The 22187-nt window shown below is 45.2% G+C and carries 5 protein-coding genes; all 5 read left to right on the plus strand.

Annotated features, from left to right (window positions below):
- The first annotated feature begins 857 nt into the window (after positions 1-857).
- The 5 genes from siiA to siiE are packed head-to-tail and all read left to right on the plus strand — an operon-like array spanning position 858 to position 22160.
- On the plus strand, positions 858-1490 hold the full coding sequence (gene siiA, locus NA389_RS04145; RefSeq protein WP_000389240.1) for an SPI-4 type I secretion system auxiliary protein SiiA: 633 nt from the start codon (positions 858-860) through the stop codon (positions 1488-1490).
- Positions 1487-2875, plus strand: coding sequence for a MotA/TolQ/ExbB proton channel family protein (locus NA389_RS04150; RefSeq protein WP_000875196.1), 1389 nt, complete (start codon positions 1487-1489; stop codon positions 2873-2875). The genes siiA and NA389_RS04150 overlap by 4 nt, the downstream gene beginning before the upstream one ends.
- Positions 2865-4184, plus strand: coding sequence for an SPI-4 type I secretion system protein SiiC (gene siiC / locus NA389_RS04155; RefSeq protein WP_049793608.1), 1320 nt, complete (start codon positions 2865-2867; stop codon positions 4182-4184). The genes NA389_RS04150 and siiC overlap by 11 nt, the downstream gene beginning before the upstream one ends.
- Positions 4181-5458, plus strand: coding sequence for an SPI-4 type I secretion system protein SiiD (siiD, locus tag NA389_RS04160; RefSeq protein ID WP_079917116.1), 1278 nt, complete (start codon positions 4181-4183; stop codon positions 5456-5458). The genes siiC and siiD overlap by 4 nt, the downstream gene beginning before the upstream one ends.
- Before the next feature lie 16 nt (positions 5459-5474).
- Positions 5475-22160 carry a non-fimbrial adhesin SiiE gene (gene siiE / locus NA389_RS04165; protein ID WP_438795983.1) on the plus strand — a complete coding sequence of 5562 codons (16686 nt, stop codon included), beginning with the start codon at positions 5475-5477 and terminating at the stop codon, positions 22158-22160.
- Positions 22161-22187: the final 27 nt, after the last annotated feature.

The raw sequence follows: 22187 nt of genomic DNA on the forward strand, positions 1-22187 counted from the left end.
ACATCATTATCCAGCCGAAGTTCATAAATGTACTGCAATAACCCGGATTGTCTTAAATATGAAAGAGAAATCTCATCTGCAAAATATATAATTTATAGCCATTTTTTGACAACAAAAAGATATTATAAAATAACGTTAGAGAATGGTCGGTATTATCAATAGTTAATTAAATGTTTGCTTTAGCTTGTGATGAGGTCAAATATGATATGTTCATCTTGCTTTATTTTTAATTGCTGAAGATAAACTTGTTACTTATAGCTGGCTTTATATAAAAAATGGTTTTATTTATGTATTTTTTTACGCAATTCTGATTTTTTACTCCCCGCTTATTATATTTTTAATGATTTAAGTTATATTGAAGTCCCTATGACCCTATGTTTTAATTGTGAAAATTCATTTTATCCTCTGGAGGCAAATTTATTAAATACGTATGATTATAACGCGTATTAAAAAGAAATATGTCCTTAAAATGATTTAGAGTTTCAATGATTAGCTAACAAATCTATTTATCGGCGAGTGGTTTTAATTTGCTGATGACTATTTTTTATTTATGAGCTGAGAGCTTATGCGATACCTATTATTGGGGAAGATATAGTTAGTGCAATAATTGATGTCTACCTAATTAAAAAATAAAGAGTGTTTTTAATTAAAGCACTCATCTTTGTTGTGGGCGCATAAAAATGGCGTCATTGTTTTTATTTTTCTGATTACGAGATGTAGGAAAACTGAAATCTATAAAGCGTATTGGTAGCAGGAAGCCAAGGGCGGTAGCGTTCACTTTCTGAATAAGTTGAGCATCCTTTATCCTTTCTAATCCACAAAAACATTTTATTCACAATGTAATATCAGGAGACAACATGGAAGACGAAAGTAATCCGTGGCCTAGTTTTGTTGATACATTCTCTACGGTATTGTGCATTTTTATATTTCTTATGTTGGTGTTTGCACTTAATAATATGATTATTATGTATGACAACTCAATTAAAGTTTATAAAGCAAATATAGAGAATAAGACTAAATCTACTGCTCAAAATAGCGGAGCCAATGACAATTCAAATCCTAATGAAATAGTTAATAAGGAAGTGAATACTCAAGATGTGTCGGACGGAATGACTACAATGTCAGGTAAGGAGGTTGGAGTATACGATATCGCCGATGGTCAGAAAATTGATATAACATCTACAAAAAATGAGCTTGTTATTACGTATCATGGCAGGCTGAGAAGCTTTTCAGAAGAGGACACGCATAAAATAAAGGCTTGGTTAGAAGACAAAATCAATAGTAATTTATTGATAGAAATGGTTATTCCTCAGGCAGACATCTCTTTCTCTGACTCTTTACGACTGGGATATGAACGGGGAATTATTTTAATGAAAGAGATTAAGAAGATATATCCTGATGTAGTTATTGACATGAGTGTTAACTCCGCAGCATCAAGTACAACGAGTAAAGCTATTATCACGACTATTAATAAAAAGGTGTCAGAGTGAAATATATAAATCATTACCGCTATTTGTTTGTCTGTTTTTTCCTTGCCATACTCCCTTTTTCCGCTTTATCTTTTCCCGGTATAAGAGAGTATGTTTTTGATAACTTTATGGTTTCTGCAATTTACAATGGAGTCATTATTGCCATTTATATTACAGGCTCTTTGTGTGCATTATTCACTATTTTTAAAAATATTTCAGCAAAAGACATATTAATAGCTCAGGACGCCAGCAGAAAAAATAGTATTCTTTCTAACCTCAATCAGATTTTGTTTTCCGGAGAACCCAAACAGTGTGATTTCAATTTGCTGATGGAATTAGATGACAATGTGTCTACCGCCCGTAATCAACGATTGTCATTTATTATGAGCTGTAGCAATGTGTCGACGCTTGTTGGCCTGTTGGGGACGTTTGCGGGTCTGTCTATTACGATTGGTTCAATCGGGAACTTATTGAGCTCGCCATCAGATGTTGGCGGTGATAATGCAAGTAATACACTCAATATGATCGTGACAATGGTAGCGTCGCTTTCTGAACCATTGAAAGGGATGAATACCGCATTTGTATCTTCTATCTATGGTGTTGTTTGCGCCATACTCCTGACCTCACAAAGTGTTTTTGTTCGCAGCTCCTATTCCCTTGTTTCTACGGAAATCAAAAAATTAAAAATCATAAGCAACAGATCCAATAATAAACAGCGAAGCCTGCGGGTTGAATCAGAGACGCTTGTAGAATTTAAAGAGTTGTTTAAAGCGTTTTTTGATAACTACCTGACAGTTGAAAACTTACGGACGCAGGATGAAGAAAAGAAACGAGAGATGCTATCAGATAGCTTTGTCACTTTGCAAAACCGACTATTGGATAACTCAGCAAAACTGGAACAAATTTCTACGCTGATTGATGGTTATCTGGTAAGCAGTAACGAAAATCTCAAAAAATTATCTGACGGTGTAATAACAATTACCTCTCGTTTATCTGAAGGTAATATCCTGCTTGCTGATAATAATGCACGACTGGAGGCAATGAGTACAATACAAAATATTATAGATAAAAAGAATGATTCAATAATGGTATCAGTTGATAAATGTTATCAGGAATCTCTTTCACATGGTAAGACCATAAACGATATTGCCGCTGGCAGTGCCGATATTTCTCATACTCTCGATGGGCTGAGAAAAGAAATGGATGAGGATATGAACAATGTTCATTTAGCGCTATCCGATCTATCGGCTACTGATAAAAAGATTATTGCCAATACTAAAGAGATTAGTGCTGAAATGGTTAGCTACCGTGATACCTATATGCCATTAATGGAAAAAATAACATCTATGCATCAGGAAATAGTAAAGCAACGTTTGTTAAACAAGGAGGAAAAAAATGAAGATTAAGATGTTTTTTCTGACGACTGCTTTTATTACACAAAGCACATACGCCAGCGAGCTTCCGGTCATTCCTCTAAGAGATTTAGTTAATGCCGCATTAACGCATCAGCCCTCTGTTGCTGTTTCATATTATGAGACTGAAAAGAAAAACAGTGACTTAGATCTTTCACGGGCAGCACTTTATCCTACCCTGGATCTAACATCTGGCCTTAATAATAACAGGAAAGAGTCATCAGGTACCGAGAGAAACGTTGAAAATAAGGTGTCTTTATCATACCGAATAACGGATTTTGGAGTGAGGGGGGCTAATATCAGGAAATCTGAATACGAAAGAGATAATAGTAAAACTGACTATGAAAAAACAAAGAATATAGTGTCTCAGGAGGTTGTGACAACCTATTACAACATCAGTAAATATCGTGAAATGATTGATGGCGTAAATCTTGAGAAAGAGTTTTATAAAAAGATGCTGGAAACTTTTTCGCTGCTGGTATCTTCCGGTGTAGCGATGCAATCTGATATGCGTAAAGTACAAGTATCTATCGATGCATTAAATACCAGAAGCATTATGTATCAGTCGATGTTGGATGATGAAATGTATAAAATGCAGAATATGACTGGTCTGAATTTATCACCAGTTCAGATTCAAAGCGATGAAAAATTCAACCTCTTCAAAAAATATATCTTTGTCGAAAGTCCTGAAAAAATTATGGACATGGTGATGAAATACAATGATGACTATAAGATGCTTGTCAATACCCGAAAAGCCGCGACCGAAGATATTAATGCCGCAAAATCATCCTATTTTCCGACTGTAGATCTCGTTTCCAGCTATGTACAGAATAACCCGAGCGGTAGTGCCAAAAAAAGTGATTATGAAGATGAATTCAAAACGGGTATCAATGTCAGTTTCAACATTTTTAATGGGTTCAGAAATTCAGCCCAGGAAAGAAAAATGGTGGCAAGTTACTCGCAGGCTAAGCTGCAAATTGACGATTTTTTGATTAAAACGCGTTATAACATTGATTCACAACTTTCAAGATACGCCGCTGCAAAAGAGACTTACTCAGTGGCGGAACGTTCACATACAAACGCGTTACAGCTTACTGAATTATATGAGCAGGAGTTTCAGTTAGGGCAAAAAAGTTTGCTTGATTTAATTTCAAGCCGTAATGAAGCATTTCAGGCATATGTAAGCATGATCGACAGCAAATATAGCCTGTATATTTTAAAGTTACAGCAACTCTCATTGATTTTTCATTTAATGGATTATTTAAAAGGAAATACTGAAAGTGAGTTAAATGTAATGAAATGAATAGAAGACAAAGCGATCATCTCATGATGATAATTATTTCTTTGACGATCTTAATTATTATCCTTACCTACTTTATAGAAATTAATTCAGTGGTTCATGGTCAGGGCGTTATCACCACTAAAGATAATGCTCAGTTAATATCTCTTTCTAAAGGAGGGACGATACAAGATATTTATGTGGCCGAGGGTGATACTGTAAAAAAAGGAGAACTCCTTGCAAAGGTCGTTAACCTTGATCTGCAAAAAGAATATCAAAGGTATAGAACTCAAAAAGGGTATCTGGATAAAGATGTTAACGAAATATCTTTCATTCTTGATAAAGAAAATGAGAGTGGGTTGATTACCCTGGATGGCACCCGTTCTTTAAGCAATAAAGAGGTAAAAGCGAATATTGAATTAGTGCATAGTCAGATAAGAGCTAAAGAGTTAAAAAAAACCTCTCTTGATTCTGAGATTAGCGGATTACAAGAGAAGCTAAGTTCGAAAGAAAAAGAACTAGCATTGCTTGCCGAAGAAATAAATATTCTTTCCCCACTGGTAAAAAAAGGAATTAGCCCATATACCAATTTTCTTAACAAGAAACAGGCGTATATAAAAGTTAAGTCTGAAATTAATGATATTGAAAGTAGTATCACTTTAAAAAAAGATGATATTGAGCTGGTTGTTAATGATATTGAGGCGCTTAATAATGAATTGCGACTATCTTTATCTAAAATAATTTCTAAAAATCTTCAGGAACTTGAGGTTGTTAACTCTACATTAAAAGTAATAGAGAAGCAGATAAATGAGGAGGATATCTATTCACCGGTTGACGGTGTAATTTATAAAATCAATAAAAGTGCCACTACTCATGGTGGTGTGATTCAGGCGGCGGACTTACTTTTTGAAATAAAACCAAAAGTAAGGACTATGCTGGCCGATGTGAAAGTACTACCCAAATACCGTGACCAAATATATGTAGATGAAGCCGTTAAGCTGGATGTGCAGTCAATTATCCAACCAAAGATAAAATCGTATAATGCGACTATCGATAATATTAGCCCTGATTCCTATGAGGAAAATACCGGAGGAACAATTCAGCGTTATTATAAAGTAATTATTGCATTCGATGTTAATGAAGATGATTTACGGTGGTTAAAACCAGGTATGACTGTTGACGCCAGTGTAATTACCGGAAAACACAGCATTATGGAATACCTGTTATCTCCCTTGATGAAAGGCGTGGACAAAGCCTTTTCAGAACCAGTTAATACTAAACGATTAGATACACCTTGAGAGTGAATATAATATTATGGGAAATAAAAGCATACAAAAGTTTTTTGCCGATCAAAATTCTGTAATTGATTTATCTTCTTTGGGTAATGCCAAAGGCGCAAAAGTTTCTCTTTCCGGGCCAGACATGAACATTACGACGCCGCATGGGTCAGTGATCATTGTCAATGGCGCTCTTTATTCAAGTATCAAAGGCAATAACCTCGCTGTTAAATTTAAAGATAAGACTATTACCGGCGCTAAAATTCTGGGCAGCGTAGATTTAAAAGATATTCAACTAGAGAGAATTGACAGCTCATTGGTTGATTCTGCTCAGGTAGAAAAGAAAGGTAATGGCAAACGACGAAATAAGAAGGAAGAAGAGGAATTAAAAAAGCAGCTTGACGAGGCTGAAAACGCAAAGAAAGAAGCTGATAAGGCGAAGGAAGAAGCTGAGAAAGCTAAGGAGGCTGCAGAAAAAGCGCTCAATGAAGCGTTTGAAGTACAGAACTCGTCAAAGCAAATTGAAGAAATGCTGCAGAACTTTTTGGCTGACAATGTAGCAAAAGACAATCTGGCTCAGCAAAGCGATGCTTCCCAGCAAAATACACAGGCTAAAGCAACGCAGGCTTCTAAACAGAACGATGCTGAAAAAGTTCTTCCTCAACCTATTAATAAAAATACCAGCACTGGCAAAAGTAATAGCAGTAAAAATGAGGAAAATAAGCTCGATGCCGAGTCTGTTAAAGAGCCGCTTAAAGTCACATTAGCGCTTGCGGCCGAGAGTAACAGCGGTAGCAAAGATGATAGTATAACTAATTTTACCAAACCTCAGTTTGTAGGTAGCACTGCTCCCAATGCCACGGTCATTATTAAAATTAATGGTATTGCTGTCGGTCAGGCTGTAGCGGATAGTTTGGGTAACTTCACCTTCACTGCGCCTGAAACATTGACTGATGGAACATACAATCTGGAGGCAGAGGCCAAGACTGCTGATGGGAGCGGTAGCGCCAAACTTGTCATTACTATCGATTCCGTTACCGATAAGCCAACATTTGAACTTTCGCCTGAAAGTAGTGTGTCTGGTCATAAGGGCTTAACGCCGACCTTGACGCCTTCAATTGTTGGTACGGCGGAAGAGAATGCCAAGGTTGACATTTATGTAGATAATAAACTGGTTGCCAGCGTTGATGTCGATAAAGATGGAAACTGGAGTTATGAATTTAAAGATAATGAATTATCTGAGGGCGAAAATAGTATAAAAGTCGTTGCCGTAGATAAAGCAGGTAATAAAAACGAAACGACGGATAGTATCATAACCGACACCATTGCTCCGGAAAAGCCGACGATTGAGCTGGATGATAGTAGTGATTCCGGCATTAAAAATGACAGCATTACAAATAGCACCCTGCCAACATTTATTGGTGTGGCGGAACCCGGTTCTACAGTCTCTATTTATCTTGGACTTAAACATCTTGGTGAGGTCATTGTTGCTAAAGATGGGACATGGAGCTATACGCTTACTACGCCGCTCAAGGATGGCGAATACAATATAACAGCAACAGCTACTGATATTGCCGGGCATACCTCAGCGACGGCAAATCTGCCTTTTACTATTGATACCCGTATCAGCTATTTCAGCGCTGAGATTGAAACTACTGATGATAGCGGTATTGTTGGAGATAACGTTACTAACAATACTCGCCCAACCTTTACAGGTAAAACTGAGCCAAATGCTATTATCAGTGTCATAAATAGTGAGACTGGCGAAGAGGTTATTTTTAAAGCGAATGACAAGGGCGAATGGACGTTCAATTTCACTTCCGACTCAGTGGAAGGGGTTAACAATCTTACGTTCACTGTTGAAGATGTCGCTGGCAACAAAAAGGATTTTTCCTTTAGTTACGTTATCGATACTGTTGCCCCTGTACCTCCGACAGTTTCTTTGGAGGATTTTGTTGTTTTACCGAATGGTATAATTTTATCAGGGAATGATTTACCGGCTTTAGTCGGTACGGCAGAGCCAAAGTCTACCATCTTATTGATGCGAGATGGTAAATTATATGACAGCATTGAGGTTGACTCAAACGGGACCTGGAATTATCAGTTTAGTAATAAATTTCTTCAGGGTGCCTATGATATTGAAATCATTTCTCAGGATGCCGCCGGTAATAAATCCTCTACTGTTAAATATTCTTTTACTATTCAAACTGAAGTTGTACCTCCAAAAGCGGAACTCGATGCCAGTGATGATTCCGGTGCAAAAGGCGACTGGATTACCAATAAACATAATGCTCTGACGTTACTGGGAACAGCGGATAGGTTTGCTACCGTAAATATCCTTATTGATGGTAAAACGATAGGCGTGACGACTGCGGATGCAGACGGTAACTGGAATTTTGATATTTCCCGAAATCTGTCTGACAATGTTTATAAGATTACGGTTGAATCCATCGATCCTTTAGGAAGAACGTCATCTGTAGATTATCAGCTTACCATTGATAGCTTTACGCCGATCCCTACTGTTATGTTGCATGATAGCGCTGATTCTGGCGTTAAAGGCGATATGATTACTAAAATTAATACGCCGTTGTTTACCGGGATGGCTGAAGCTAATGCTAAGGTTTCCATCTATGTTGACGGTGTGTTAAGTGGCGAGGCTATTGCTGGCGATGATGGTGTATGGAATTTTCAATTTACCACAGCGTTATCCGATGGCTCGCATGACGTAACGGTAAAGGTAGAAGATATTGCCGGTAATACTGCCTCCTCATCAGCGTATAATTTCCAAATCGTAACGCAAACGCAAAAACCAACAATAGAGTTGGTCAACGATACGGGGGTTGATAATACAGACCATATTATTAATGAAAAGAATCCTGCACTGACAGGAACCGCTGCACCCTATTCAACGGTTAAACTCTATATTGATGGTGCGCTGATCGCTGAGGTCAGAACAAATAAAGATGGCAGATGGGAGTATACTCTGAAAGCCGATCAAGGTTTGGTTGATGGCGATCATAGAATAACTGCTTCAGTTGAAGATATCGCTGGCAACATTGCCCATTCGGATCCTTTCTTAATTAGCGTCGATACTGCTATTTCAATACCGATAGTTTCATTGAGCCCGGATTCAGATTCGGGAATTTCAGATGATAATTTAACGAATATCGTTAAACCTACCTTGCACCTAAAAGATATTGATCCGGACATTATCAGTGTTCAGGTATGGGATGCCGCGTCTGATACGCAGATCGGTGTTGCCACGCAACAACCTGATGGTTCATGGGCCTATACCTTTACTTCAGATTTAACGGAAGGCTTGCATCAGGTTTATGTCAAGGTTGAGGACATTGCGGGTAATAAAGCGAACAGCGCGGTATTCGATTTTACTATCGATACCACAGTATCAACGCCGGTGATTTCCCTGCTTTCTAAGGATGATACGGGGGTTACAGGCGATAACCTGACCAACATCAATAAGCCAGGTTTTGCTATTTCCGGTGTTGATGCCGATGCGCATCGGGTCGTCGTACAGGTGATGCACAATGGCGTGAGCGAAGAGATCGAACTTTCCCACCTCAATGGTAGCTGGTTATTTACACCAGGGAATACGTGGGCGGATGGCAGCTACACGTTAACGGTGAAAGTAGAAGATAAGGCAGGAAATACCAACTACTCAGCGCCGCTGACGGTCGTTATCGATACCCAAATCGCCATTGATGGGGTGGAACTGGTCAACGATAGCGGCGTGAAAGGCGATAATATGACCAATGACGACCGTCCCCACTTTCGTGTGACGGTACCGACGGATGTCAATGAAGTCCGTCTGAGTATTGACGGTGGTAATTCGTGGGTTCAGGCAACTCCGGGCGTGGCAGGAAGCTGGGAGTATATCTGGCCGACAGACCTGGCAGATGGTCAATACACGCTAACGGTGGAAGCTACTGATAAAGCAGGCAATACAGTGACGAAGACCATCGATTTCGCGGTGGATACCACGCTGTCAGTGCCGGTCATCGTACTGAATAGCGCGGACGATACCGGTGTCCAGGGCGATAACATGACGAATAGCACCCAGCCGACATTCGCCCTGCAGCATATTGATGATGATGCCGTTCGCGTTACGGTCAGCGTGGAGCATGGCGGCGTCACCACCACATTTGACGCCACGAAAGGTGTAGGCGGATGGACCTTTACGCCGCCGACATCATGGGGGGCGGGCGATTATACCCTGAGTGTGTCAGTCGAAGATAAAGCGGGGAACACCAGCCATTCGGCATCGCTGACGGTGACGGTGGACACGCAAATCGCCATTAATAACATTGAACTGGTCAATGACAGCGGTATTCCCGACGATAATCTGACTAATAACGTGCGTCCGCACTTCCAGGTGACGGTACCGACGGATGTCAACGTGGTGCGCCTGAGCATTGACGGCGGCAAGACGTGGTTCAACGCTACCCAGAACGCGACGCCGGGCGGCTGGGATTATATCTGGCCGGATGATGTGGCCGACGGAGGCTATACCCTGACGGTAGAAGCGACCGATGAGGCGGGAAATAAGACAACACAGACGCTCGATTTCACCATCGATACCACTCTGTCTGTGCCGACCCTCTCGCTGGACAGCGCAGATGACAGCGGCATCGCGGGCGATAATATCACCAATGTTAAAACGCCGGGCTTTACCCTCAACAATATTGATACCGATGTCAGCCGGGTAACAGTGGAGGTAATGCACAATGGCATTAAACAGGAGGTGCCACTGGTTCAGACCGGCGGACAGTGGCGCTTTGCGCCGACCAGCGACTGGGCGGACGGCGACTATATCCTGACGGTGAAGGTAGAAGATAGGGCCGGAAATGTGAAGCAGTCCGCGCCGTTGACGGTGACAGTGGACACGCATATCGCCATTGACCGTATTGAACTGGTTAACGACAGCGGTATCCCCGGCGATAATCTGACCAATGAAGCGCGCCCGCACTTTCAGGTGACAGTACCGGCGGATGTTAACGGTGTAAGACTGAGTATTGATGGCGGCAAAACGTGGTTTGACGCCACGCAGAGCGCGACGTCGGGCGTCTGGGATTATACCTGGCTGACGAATGTGGCTAACGGCCCTCACACCCTGATGGTGGAAGCGTCCGACAAGGCGGGAAACAAAACGACGCAGAAACTGGACTTCATCATCGATACCATGCTGTCAGAACCGACGATTACCCTGGACAGTGCGGATGACAGCGCCGCTGGCGATAACATCACCAACGTTAAGATGCCAGGCTTTACCCTCGGTAATATCGACGCCGACGTGACCAAAGTGGTGGTGACGGTGGCGCATGATGGTAAGAACCAACAGATAGAGTTGATTAAGAACGGCGGTGTGTGGCGCTTTACGCCGGGCGCAGCCTGGACCGATGGCGACTATACGTTGACGGTAAAGGTAGAAGATAAGGCGGGTAATACAAATTATTCTGCGCCGCTGACGGTGACTATCGATACGCAAACGTCTATTGATCGCATTGAACTTCTTAATGACACGGGTATTGTCGGGGATAACCTGACCAATGAAGCACGTCCACAGTTTCATATTACGGTACCGACGGACGTGAACTCTGTGCAACTGAGTCTTGATGGCGGCATCAACTGGGTTAACGCAACGCTGACGCCCGACGGCGTTTGGGAGTATATATGGCCGACAGATCTGGTCGAAAATACGTATACCCTGACAGTGAAAGCAACCGATGTTGCAGGCAACACGGCGACGGAAACGCTCAATTTTATCATTGATACCACATTGTCGACACCGACCATCACGCTGGATAGCGCAGATGATAGCGGCACCGCCAACGATAATAAGACTAACGTTAAAACACCGGGTTTTATTATCGGCGGTATTGATTCTGACGTGACTCAGGTCGTCGTGCAGGTGATGCGCGATGGTCACAGCGAGGAGGTGGAGCTGACGCAGACTAACGGGCAGTGGCGTTTTGTACCCGGCAGCGCGTGGACTGATGGCGACTATACGCTGACGGTAACGGTGAAAGATGAGGCGGGTAATATTCGCCACTCAGCGCCGTTGACGGTGACCATCGATACGCAAATCGCCATTGACCATATTGAACTGGTCAATGACAGCGGTATTCCCGACGATAATCTGACTAATAACGTGCGTCCGCACTTCCAGGTGACGGTACCGACGGATGTCAACGTGGTGCGTCTGAGCATTGACGGCGGCAAGACGTGGTTCAACGCTACCCAGAGCGCGACGCCGGGCGTCTGGGATTATACCTGGCTGGCTGATGTAGGAGAGGGGAAGCATACCCTGACAGTGGAGGCGACCGACAAGGCGGGAAACAAAACGACGCAGCAACTGGACTTCATCATCGATACCCTACTGTCAGAACCGACTATCGTGCTGGACAACACGGACGACAGCGGAACAAAAGGCGATAACCTGACCAACGTAAATAAGCCGACGTTTTTACTGGGCAATATTGACGCAGACGCGCGGTATGTCACGGTTGAGGTGCAGCATGGCGGCACGAAAGAAGTGCTGACGGCCACCAAAGACGCGACCGGCAACTGGAGCGTGACACCGACCGGCACATGGGCAGATGGCGACTATACGCTGACGGTGAGGGTGGAAGATGAGGCGGGGAACGAAAAACACTCAGCGTCGCTGACGGTCACGGTTGATACCCAAATCACCATTGATGCTATTGAACTGGTTAATGATAACGGTATTCCCGGCGACAATATGACTAACGACGCCCATCCGCAGTTCCGCGTGACGGTACCGGGGGACATTAACGAAGTCAGTCTGAGCATTGACGGTGGCGTGACCTGGGTTAAGGCGACACAGAGCGCGACGCCGGGCGTCTGGAATTATACCTGGCCGGGCACCGTGCCGGATGGCGACTATACGCTGAATGTGAAAGCGACTGACAATGCGGGTAATACGGTGACGGAGACACTCCACTTCACTATTGATACCGCGCTGTCGACGCCGGTCATCGTACTGGATAGCGCGGACGACACCGGCATCCAGGGCGATAACATGACCAATCGCACCCAGCCGACATTTAACCTGCAACATATTGATGATGATGCCGTTCGCGTTACGGTCAGCGTGGAGCATGGCGGCGTCACCACCACATTTGACGCCACGAAAGGTGTAGGCGGATGGACCTTTACGCCGCCGACATCATGGGGGGCGGGCGATTATACCCTGAGTGTGTCAGTCGAAGATAAAGCGGGGAACACCAGCCATTCGGCATCGCTGACGGTGACGGTGGACACGCAAATCGCCATTAATAACATTGAACTGGTCAATGACAGCGGTATTCCCGACGATAATCTGACTAATAACGTGCGTCCGCAGTTCCAGGTGAAGGTACCGACGGATGTTAACGAGGTGCGCCTGAGCATTGACGGCGGCAAGACATGGTTCAACGCTACCCAGAGCGCGACGCCGGGCGTCTGGGATTATACCTGGCTGGCTGATGTGGGAGAGGGGAAGCATACCCTGACAGTGGAGGCGACCGACAAGGCGGGAAACCAGACGACGCAGAAACTGGACTTCATCATCGATACCCTACTGTCAGAACCGACTATCGTGCTGGACAACACGGACGATAGCGGAATAAAAGGCGATAACCTGACCAACGCGAATAAGCCGACGTTTTTACTGGGCAATATTGACGCAGACGCGCGGTATGTCACGGTTGAGGTGCAGCATGGCGGCACGAAAGAAGTGCTGACGGCCACCAAAGGCGCGACCGGCATCTGGAGCGTGACACCGACCGGCACATGGGCAGATGGCGACTATACGCTGACGGTGAGGGTGGAGGATGAAGCGGGTAACGTAAAATACTCGGCGCCGCTGACGGTCACGGTTGATACCCAAATCACCATCGATGTTATTGAACTGGTTAATGATAACGGTATTCCCGGCGACAACCTGACCAATGACGTTCGTCCACACTTCCGTGTCACGGTGCCAGGGGATGTCAACGAGGTACGTCTGAGTATCGACGGCGGTAATACGTGGGTTCGTGCAACACAGGGCACGGCAGGGATCTGGGATTACACCTGGCCGAAAGATGTGACCGACGGGCTACATACCCTGACGGTAGAAGCGACCGATAAGGCGGGAAATAAGACGACGCAGACGCTCGATTTTACCATTGATACCCGGCTGTCAACGCCTACCATCACTATGGATAGCAGGGACGATACAGGTGCCATTGGCGATCATATTACGAGCGTCAAAAGACCGGGCTTTACCATTGGCAATATTGACTCCGATGCGCAATCGGTCATTTTGCGGATCACACAGGGCGGCAATAGCCAGGAAGTGACACTAACCCAGGTTGGAGGACAGTGGCGCTTTACGCCAGATGCTGACTGGGCGGACGGTAGCTATACACTGACGGTAGAGGTAACGGATAACGCAGGAAACGTTCGTCAGTCCACGCCGCTGATAGTGACGGTAGATACGCAAACCAGCATTACTGATATTACATTGGTCAATGATCATGGCGTGCCGGATGACAATCTAACTAACAGCACCCGTCCGCAGTTTGAGATCACGGTGCCGGCGGATGTGAATTCTGTGCAACTGAGCATTGATGGCGGCGCAAACTGGGTGAGCGCGGCGCAGGGTATCGAAGGCGTCTGGGGCTATACCTGGCCAACGGATATGGGCGATGGAAAACACACCCTAACCGTCATGGTCACCGACAGAGCGGGCAATACGGCGACGCAAACGCTTGAATTTTTCATCGACACCCGGTTGTCGACGCCGACCATTGCGCTGGATAGCACGGATGATACCGGTACGCCTGGCGATGATATGACCAATCGCACCCGACCGACCTTTATTCTGCAGAATATCGATTCGGATGTTATCAACGTTACAGTCAGCGTCACGCATAATGGAACGACAACCTCGTTTACTGCGACACAGGGGGCTGGAGGATGGAGCTTTACACCGCCAGCACCGTGGGGCGACGGTGATTATACGCTGACGGTGACAGTGGAGGATCGGGCGGGAAATACGCGTCCGTCTACGCCGCTGACGGTGACAGTGGATACGCAAATAGCCATTGATCATATTGAATTAGTCAACGATAGCGGCGTCCCTGGCGATAATATCACAAAACATGTGCGTCCGCAGTTCCAGATCTCGGTACCGGATGATGTGGAAAAGGTTCTTCTGAGTATTGACGGCGGCACGACCTGGGTTACTGCAATCAAGAGTTCGACGGCTGGCATTTGGGATTACACCTGGCCGACGGATATGCCAGAGGGACAGCATACCCTGATCGTGGAAGTGACTGACGGTGCGGGTAATAAGATGACGGGGACGCTCGATTTCACTATCGACATCACGTTGTTGACGCCAACCATTGAGCTAGCGCCCGATCAGGATACCGGACAGAATAAGAACGATAATCTGACCAGTGTCACTCAGCCGGTATTTGTGTTGGGGAGTATCGATAAAGATGTTCGACACGTGGAATTGAGTATTGAGCATAACGGCACGTTTAAAACGGTGGTACTCACCGAATCAGCCGACGGCTGGCGCTATCGACCGGATTCTGCTTTGGCGGACGGTAGCTACACATTCACCGTGACGGTAACAGATGTGGCAGGCAACCAGCAAACATCAGCGCCTTTAAAGGTGACGATAGACGGTACGTTGACTACGCCGGTGATTGAACTGGCAGCTGGCGAAGATAGCGGTACTGTTGGCGATCGCCTCACCAATCACGATCGGCCTGTGTTCGACATACGCCAGGTTGATTCTGACGTTACGCGCGTGATGGTCAAAGTAACTTACAACGGTAAAACGCACGAGGAAGCGGCGGTATTCACCAATGGTCAATGGCGCTTTACGCCTTCTGCGAGCTGGGCTGATGGCTCATATCAGTTAGCCGTTGTGGTGGAAGATCTGGCGGGGAATGTAAAAGAATCTGCGCCGTTAGAGGTGCGTATTGATACCACGACAACCATTAACAATATCGTATTGCTTAATGATACTGGCGTGCAGAATGATCAATTAACGAATGTTGCCAAACCGTCATTCAGAATTGACGTTCCCGGTGATGTCATCCAGGTACGCGTAACCCTGGATGGTGGCGCTAACTGGAATGTGATACGCAAAAATGCCGACGGACAGTGGATTTTTGACAGTCCGAATACTCTGGTTGACGGCACATATACCCTTCGCGTAGAGGCCACGGATGAGGCAGGTAATATTGCGAATAAAGATTTAGTATTTAATATCGATACTAATATACAGGTTCCGACTATTGCTTTAGACGCAGGACAAGATACCGGAGCGAATACAGCCGATAATATCACTAATATTTCACGACCCACCTTTACGATTGGTAATGTTGACCCCGATGTTATTAAAGTCGTGGTGACGATTGATGGTCATGATTATAACGCGACTAAGGTTGGGGCTGGTTGGCAATTTACACCAGGCAATGCCATTCCGGATGGTTCTTATAATATTACCGTTACGGTTGAAGATAAGGCCGGAAATACCGCGACATCGAAACCATTACCTGTTGTGATAGATACGACGGCTGAAATTGAAAGCGTCACGTTGGTTACAGATAGCGGTGATAGCGATGTAGATAACATTACCAAAGTCGACAAGCCGCAGTTTAGTATTGTTACCGCTGATGATATTACCCATGTGCGCGTTAAAATCGATAACGCCGCTAATTGGATTGAACTCACAAAAGGAGGGGATGGCCGCTGGATATTTAATGTCGGTTCGGCATTACCTGATGGGAAACACACTCTCTTGGTTGATGTGACTGATATCGCTGGCAACGTTGCGCAAGAAACGCTGCAGTTTACGATTGATACGACTCTGCGAGAGCCGACAATTGTACTCGATCCCACCCATGATACTGGTGATGATACTAATGATAATCTTACCAGGATTAACAAACCGGTGTTTATTATCGGTAATGTCGATAATGATGTATCACACATTGTGGTTCATATTGATGGTCGGGATTACACCATTGAAAACACAGGGGGGAATTTAACCTTTACGCCGGATCAACCGCTGTCTGACGGTCAGCATACGATCTCTGTTACCGTAACGGATATTGCTGGTAATACCAAAACATCGGCCGAACTGCAGATTGAAATCGACACGCAGGTTCAGATTGACAGTGTTACGTTAACAACAGATAGCGGCGTCAACGATCACGATAATGTCACCAATGCTACCCGTCCCTCTTTTGAAATTGCAACGCCTGATGATGTGACATCGGTGCTGGTTTCTTTCGATGGCGTAAACTGGACGCCTATCAGTAAAAATGCGGCCGGGCAGTGGGAATTTACTGCAGGTAGCGCATTGCCTGATGGTCATTATACTCTCCATGTCCAGGCGACGGATCGGGCAGGAAATACGGCAAATTCCACGCTGGGCTTCACCGTGGATACGCAGATTGACGGCCTGAGCGTCGTGATGCTGGATGACGCCGGAAAGGATTCTACGGATGGTATTACGAATATTACCTCTCCACGTTTTGAAATTTCAGCCAGAGAACCGCTGCAGAGCGTGACGGTAATTTTAAACGGGAAATCCAGCACACTGACTCAGGGGGCAGGTAATAAATGGCTGTTTACCCCTGATACACCGTTAGTGGATGGAACTTACAAAATAGAAATAGTGGCTGAAGATATCGCAGGTAATAAAATTAGCAAAGAGGTATCATTCACAATAGACACTATTGTTTCTGATCCCAGTATTGATTTGCTGGATGCGGATGATACTGGCGAAAGCGCTGTTGATAATATTACGAGTGTCACTAAACCACGTTTCGTTATTGGCAATGTACCCGCCGATATTGATACTGTTGTAATCAGAATTAACGGCGTTTCTTATCCGGTTACGGCAAATGGCAATAACCTCTGGGAATTTCAGGTTCCCGTTGCGTTAAACGATGGCGTATATGAAGCCGTTGTTGTCTTCAGAGATATTGCCGGAAATACTTCTGAAACTAAGCTGCCCTTTACCATTGATACCACGACAAGCGTCAGTGTCAGAATGGAGCCAGCATCTGATACCGGCAGCTCCAATAGCGATAACCTTACGAATAAGCAAAATCCCAAATTCGAAGGTACTGCAGAGCCCAATGCGAAACTGGTGATTACCATTGTTGATGATAAGTCAGGTCGGGAGGTTCTAAAACACACGATTACGGTTGGCGCCGATGGCAACTGGAGTGTGACGCCGAATATACTGCCGGATGGCATGTATACCATCAACGTCGTCGCAACAGATGTCGCGGGAAATACTGCGCAAACGCAGGAAAGATTCACTATCGATACGGTTACGATCGATCCTACCATTCGCCTTTCGGATCCATCTATTGATGATCAGTATGAAGCAACCAGCCTGCGTCCTGAGTTCAAAGGGCTAGCCGAAGCGTTCTCGACGATTATGATTCAGTGGGATGGGAAAGTGGTCGGCTCGGCAAACGCCAATGCGAATGGCGAATGGAGTTGGACGCCGCCATCAGTATTAGCGCCAGGCTCCTATGTTGTGAGCATTGTTGCCAAAGATAAAGCGGGTAATGAATCGTCGCAGGTCGACTTTCCTGTCGTAATACCTGTTATTGATGTCACGCCTCCAACCATAAAGCTCAGCGAGGAGAGCGATAGTGGTGCCTTAGGAGACTTTACCACGAATAATAAAACGCCGACCCTGGTTGGGAACACGTTACCTAATGCGATTGTGAGTATTTATGTGGATGGCGTGAAGGTCGGCGAGGCGACAGCGGATACAGCGGGTCGATATACTTTCCAGTTATCGGAAATGAAAGATGGCCATTATGTCGTCCAGGTGGGTATCGTCAACCCTCGCGATAATAGCGAACTGCGTTCCACCGCCGTTGATGTCACTATCGATACCGAGGTTGCTGAACTGGTATGGAATATATCTGGAATGCATGAGGGCGGATATATCAATACGGTGACGCCGGAGATTGGCGGCACCAGTGAGCCAAACAGCAAAATCACTATCTTTGTGAATGGCGTTGAAAAAGCGATTGCTTATACGACAGGCGCAGGACACTGGGGCGTAGTATTACCTGCTTTGGGTAATGACGGTAATTATGTATTAACGTTTAAAGTTGAAGATGTTGCCGGCAATATCAGAGAGTTTGGTCCGCAGAATGTGATACTGGATACGGTAATTTCGCCGTTAACCGTGGTATTACGCGAAGCTGATGACAGTGGCAAAGTTGGCGACTGGATCACCAATAAATCTCATGTCACCATCGATGGTACTGCCGAAGCCGGAAGTACTTTAACCATCAGGAATCCGCAGGGGGTGGTTATTGCTACCCTGGTGGTAGGCAATGATGGTCGATGGAGCGCAGAATTAGATCTGCGTGAAGGTAGTAATGCCTTTGTCGTGGTATCGGAAGATAAAGCGGGCAACAGCCAACAAAAAGATATCCTGATAGAACATGATACGCAGATTGAAATCAGCGATATTTCATTAAGTCGGGATACTAATAGCGGTGATAAATATGATCTGATTACCAATAATAAGTCTCCGGTACTGGTTGCCATGACCGATCCCGGCGCGACGGTACAGGTTTATATTAATGGTGTGTTACAAGGCACAGTAGAGGCGAGTTCGTCAGGTAATATTAGCTATACCATGCCGGCAAATAGCGCCGACGGCGAGTATCAGGTGCAATTTGTTGCTACGGATACTGCTGGTAACCGGGTTGAGTCTGCGATTACAACCGTGACAATCGATTCTCAAATTGCTGTCTTTGACATTGATGAAGATTCATTACCGGCCCTCTCTAATAACCGGGCGTTGTCAGTCTCAGGTGTCGGGGAGGCAGGTTCTCAGGTCAGCATCTTTGTCGATGGTAAATTAGTCAACGTTGTTATGGTTGAGGCTGATGGCACATGGCGCGCGCCGATACTGCTGCAAGATGATGGTACGTTTAATATTCATTTCAGCATTACTGACGTTGCTGGCAACACTGAAGTGAGCAAGGATTATAGCGTGGATGTCGATTCATCAACCGACTTCCCAACGCTCAACCTTGAAGATGCGAGCAACTCTGGTTCACTTGACGATCTGATTACTAGTCACAACAAGCCTGTGTTAGTTGGCACCGCAGAAGCGGGAGCCACAATCCATATTTATGTGGATGAAAAGATCGTGGCAAATGTTCTTGTGCTTGAAGATGGAACCTGGTCCTATCAGTTTGATAATGCGTTAAAAGATGGTGAATATTCTATCCGAGTGGTTGCCGAAGACCCGGCAGGTAATACGGCAGAATCGCCTCGCTTACTCGTCACGATAGATACCAGTACGTTTATCGATAATCCTGTTATGATGGCAGGTTCTGATAACGGTATTTTCAGTAATGATAGTATAACGAGTCAAACCCGGCCTGCGTTTAGTATTTATGGAGAAATGAACCAGAGTGTTCAGATTTTCATTGATGGGGTGTTAGTCGATACGATCACGGTGACCGACAGAAATCAAGTTTATCGACCTGAGTCACCGTTGGGCGATGGTTCCCATAGCATTTATTATGTTATCACCGATAAAGCAGGCAACACGGCTACCTCGAAAACGCTAAACTTTACTATCGATACCTTTAATACGACGCCTGTCGCCATTGATTCTATCGGTGGACAAACGTTAGCAGAGATGACCGGCAGTGATGGCAAAATATATATAACGGACACGACACGTAACTTATTGTTTAGTGGCAGTGCCGAGCCCAATAGCAAAATAGAAATCATCATTAATGGCTTAAATGTGGGGGAAGTTTGGGTTAATGACAAAGGCCACTGGCAGATGCCGGTGAACCCGCTTTATTTCACAGAAGGCCAGCTGGATATCACTGTTAAATCTACGGACCGTGCTGGTAACGTAAATCAGGAAAAGTATTCCATTTGGGTCGATACGCATATCCAGGTATTTACCAGCGAGCTTGATGACAATAAATCATCATCGAAAACGGACTGGTGGAGTAATAGCTCCACTATTACCATGAGAGGTATGGGGGAAATTGGCGCTACGGTATCATTAATCGTGGCAGGGGTCACGCTGGCAACCGCTGTCGTTGCGGCTAATGGGCAGTGGGAGTTATCGACCGATCAACTTCCGGAAGGGAAATACGATATCACTTTGAGTATTGAGGATAACGCAGGCAACCGTAAGGAAGAGGTACATGAAATATTTATTGATCGAACGCCGCCAAACGCTCCGGTCGTAACTTATTCAGATATTGTCAACGATCTAATTATTATGCAGGGGACGGCGGAAGCCAAATCTCAGCTAATAATAACCGATAGTAATGGGAATACTTATACGTTAACCGTTCCTGATAATGGTAAATGGAGTATGGCGATCCCGTATCCATCGGAAGGGAAGTTTACCATTACGAGTGTGGATGCGATTGGTAACCGGAGTGATGATGTCCCTCTCGATATCATGAAAGAGACTCCCGTTATTTCATTATCTCCAGACTCAGACAGTGGTACGGTGGGCGATAATATTACGCGAGATAATCAGCCTACCTTTATTATCGGGAATCTGGAAAGCGATGTTGTGGTCGTTCAGGTCGATATCAATGGGACCGTATATAATGCTGAAAAAAATGCCGATGGCGTTTGGTTCTTTACGCCAGGTACACCGTTAGCTGATGGTTCCTATACGATATCGGTAATCGCAAGCGATGCCGCGGGTAATCAGAAAAACTCGTTACCCATTACCGTTACGATCGACAGTACGCTGACCGTGCCGGAGATTGCGCTGGCAGCAGGTGAAGGCAATGGCGCTTCAGACAGCGATAACGTGACGAATCACAATCACACCCAGCCTAAGTTCACGCTGCAGCATATTGATGCTGACGTGACCGGGGTGACCGTAAACGTGACGCATAATGGCGTGACAGACATCTATCAGGCGACGCAAGGCGCGGATGGCTGGACCTTCACGCCGCCAGCCGCCTGGAATGATGGTACCTACACGCTGAGCGTGACGGTGGTGGATCGCGCGGGGAACTCACTGCAATCTGCTTCGCTGGAGGTGACGGTTGACTCAACGGTGACGGTAACAGCGGATAGCCAGCATGACGATGCGAGCGATGACGCCACGCCAACAGCGGTTACTCCACCGGAGTCTGAAACAGTGAATGCCGAAAGCGCTACGCATCTTCGTACAGTGCCGTCTGCGGCGGAAGAAAGCGTGGTGAAGGAGACAGCCTATAGTATTACATTGTTAAACGCTGACTCTGGGGATGAAATAGATCGTTCAATTAGTCAGACACCTTCTTTTGAAATATCAGTACCTGAGAATATTGTTAATGTCAGTGTTATGTTTGAAGGAGAAGAGTTTACTCTGCCGATAACTAACCAGAAAGCAATATTCGAAGTTCCGCTATCTTTGGAAGATGGTGAATATACTATGGACGTGAAATTCCTTGATAAGGACGATGATTTCCTGATTAAGGAGAAAACATTCTCAGTCGATCACTCCTCGGCGGATATTGTGAACGCAATGAATGCAAGAGGAAAGACCGAGGATGATATTAATGATTCCCCTTCAACGAGTTCTGTAGGGCACAACAATAACGGCGCTATTGAAGTTTTCGCCGTTAATGAAGTTACGTTACCTGTAGATAATCAAGAAGAACACGCATAATAACGGAGACCCCTCACCTTTGGGTGA

The sequence above is a fragment of the Salmonella sp. NW645 genome (assembly GCF_051703725.1).
Lineage (GTDB): Bacteria > Pseudomonadota > Gammaproteobacteria > Enterobacterales > Enterobacteriaceae > Salmonella > Salmonella enterica.

Bases quoted from the DNA above. Each gene is read 5' to 3' on its own strand.
- siiA (WP_000389240.1), top strand. From the start codon at position 858: ATGGAAGACGAAAGTAATCCGTGGCCTAGTTTTGTTGATACATTCTCT.
- siiD (WP_079917116.1), top strand. From the start codon at position 4,181: ATGAATAGAAGACAAAGCGATCATCTCATGATGATAATTATTTCTTTG.
- siiE (WP_438795983.1), top strand. From the start codon at position 5,475: ATGGGAAATAAAAGCATACAAAAGTTTTTTGCCGATCAAAATTCTGTA.
- siiC (WP_049793608.1), top strand. From the start codon at position 2,865: ATGAAGATTAAGATGTTTTTTCTGACGACTGCTTTTATTACACAAAGC.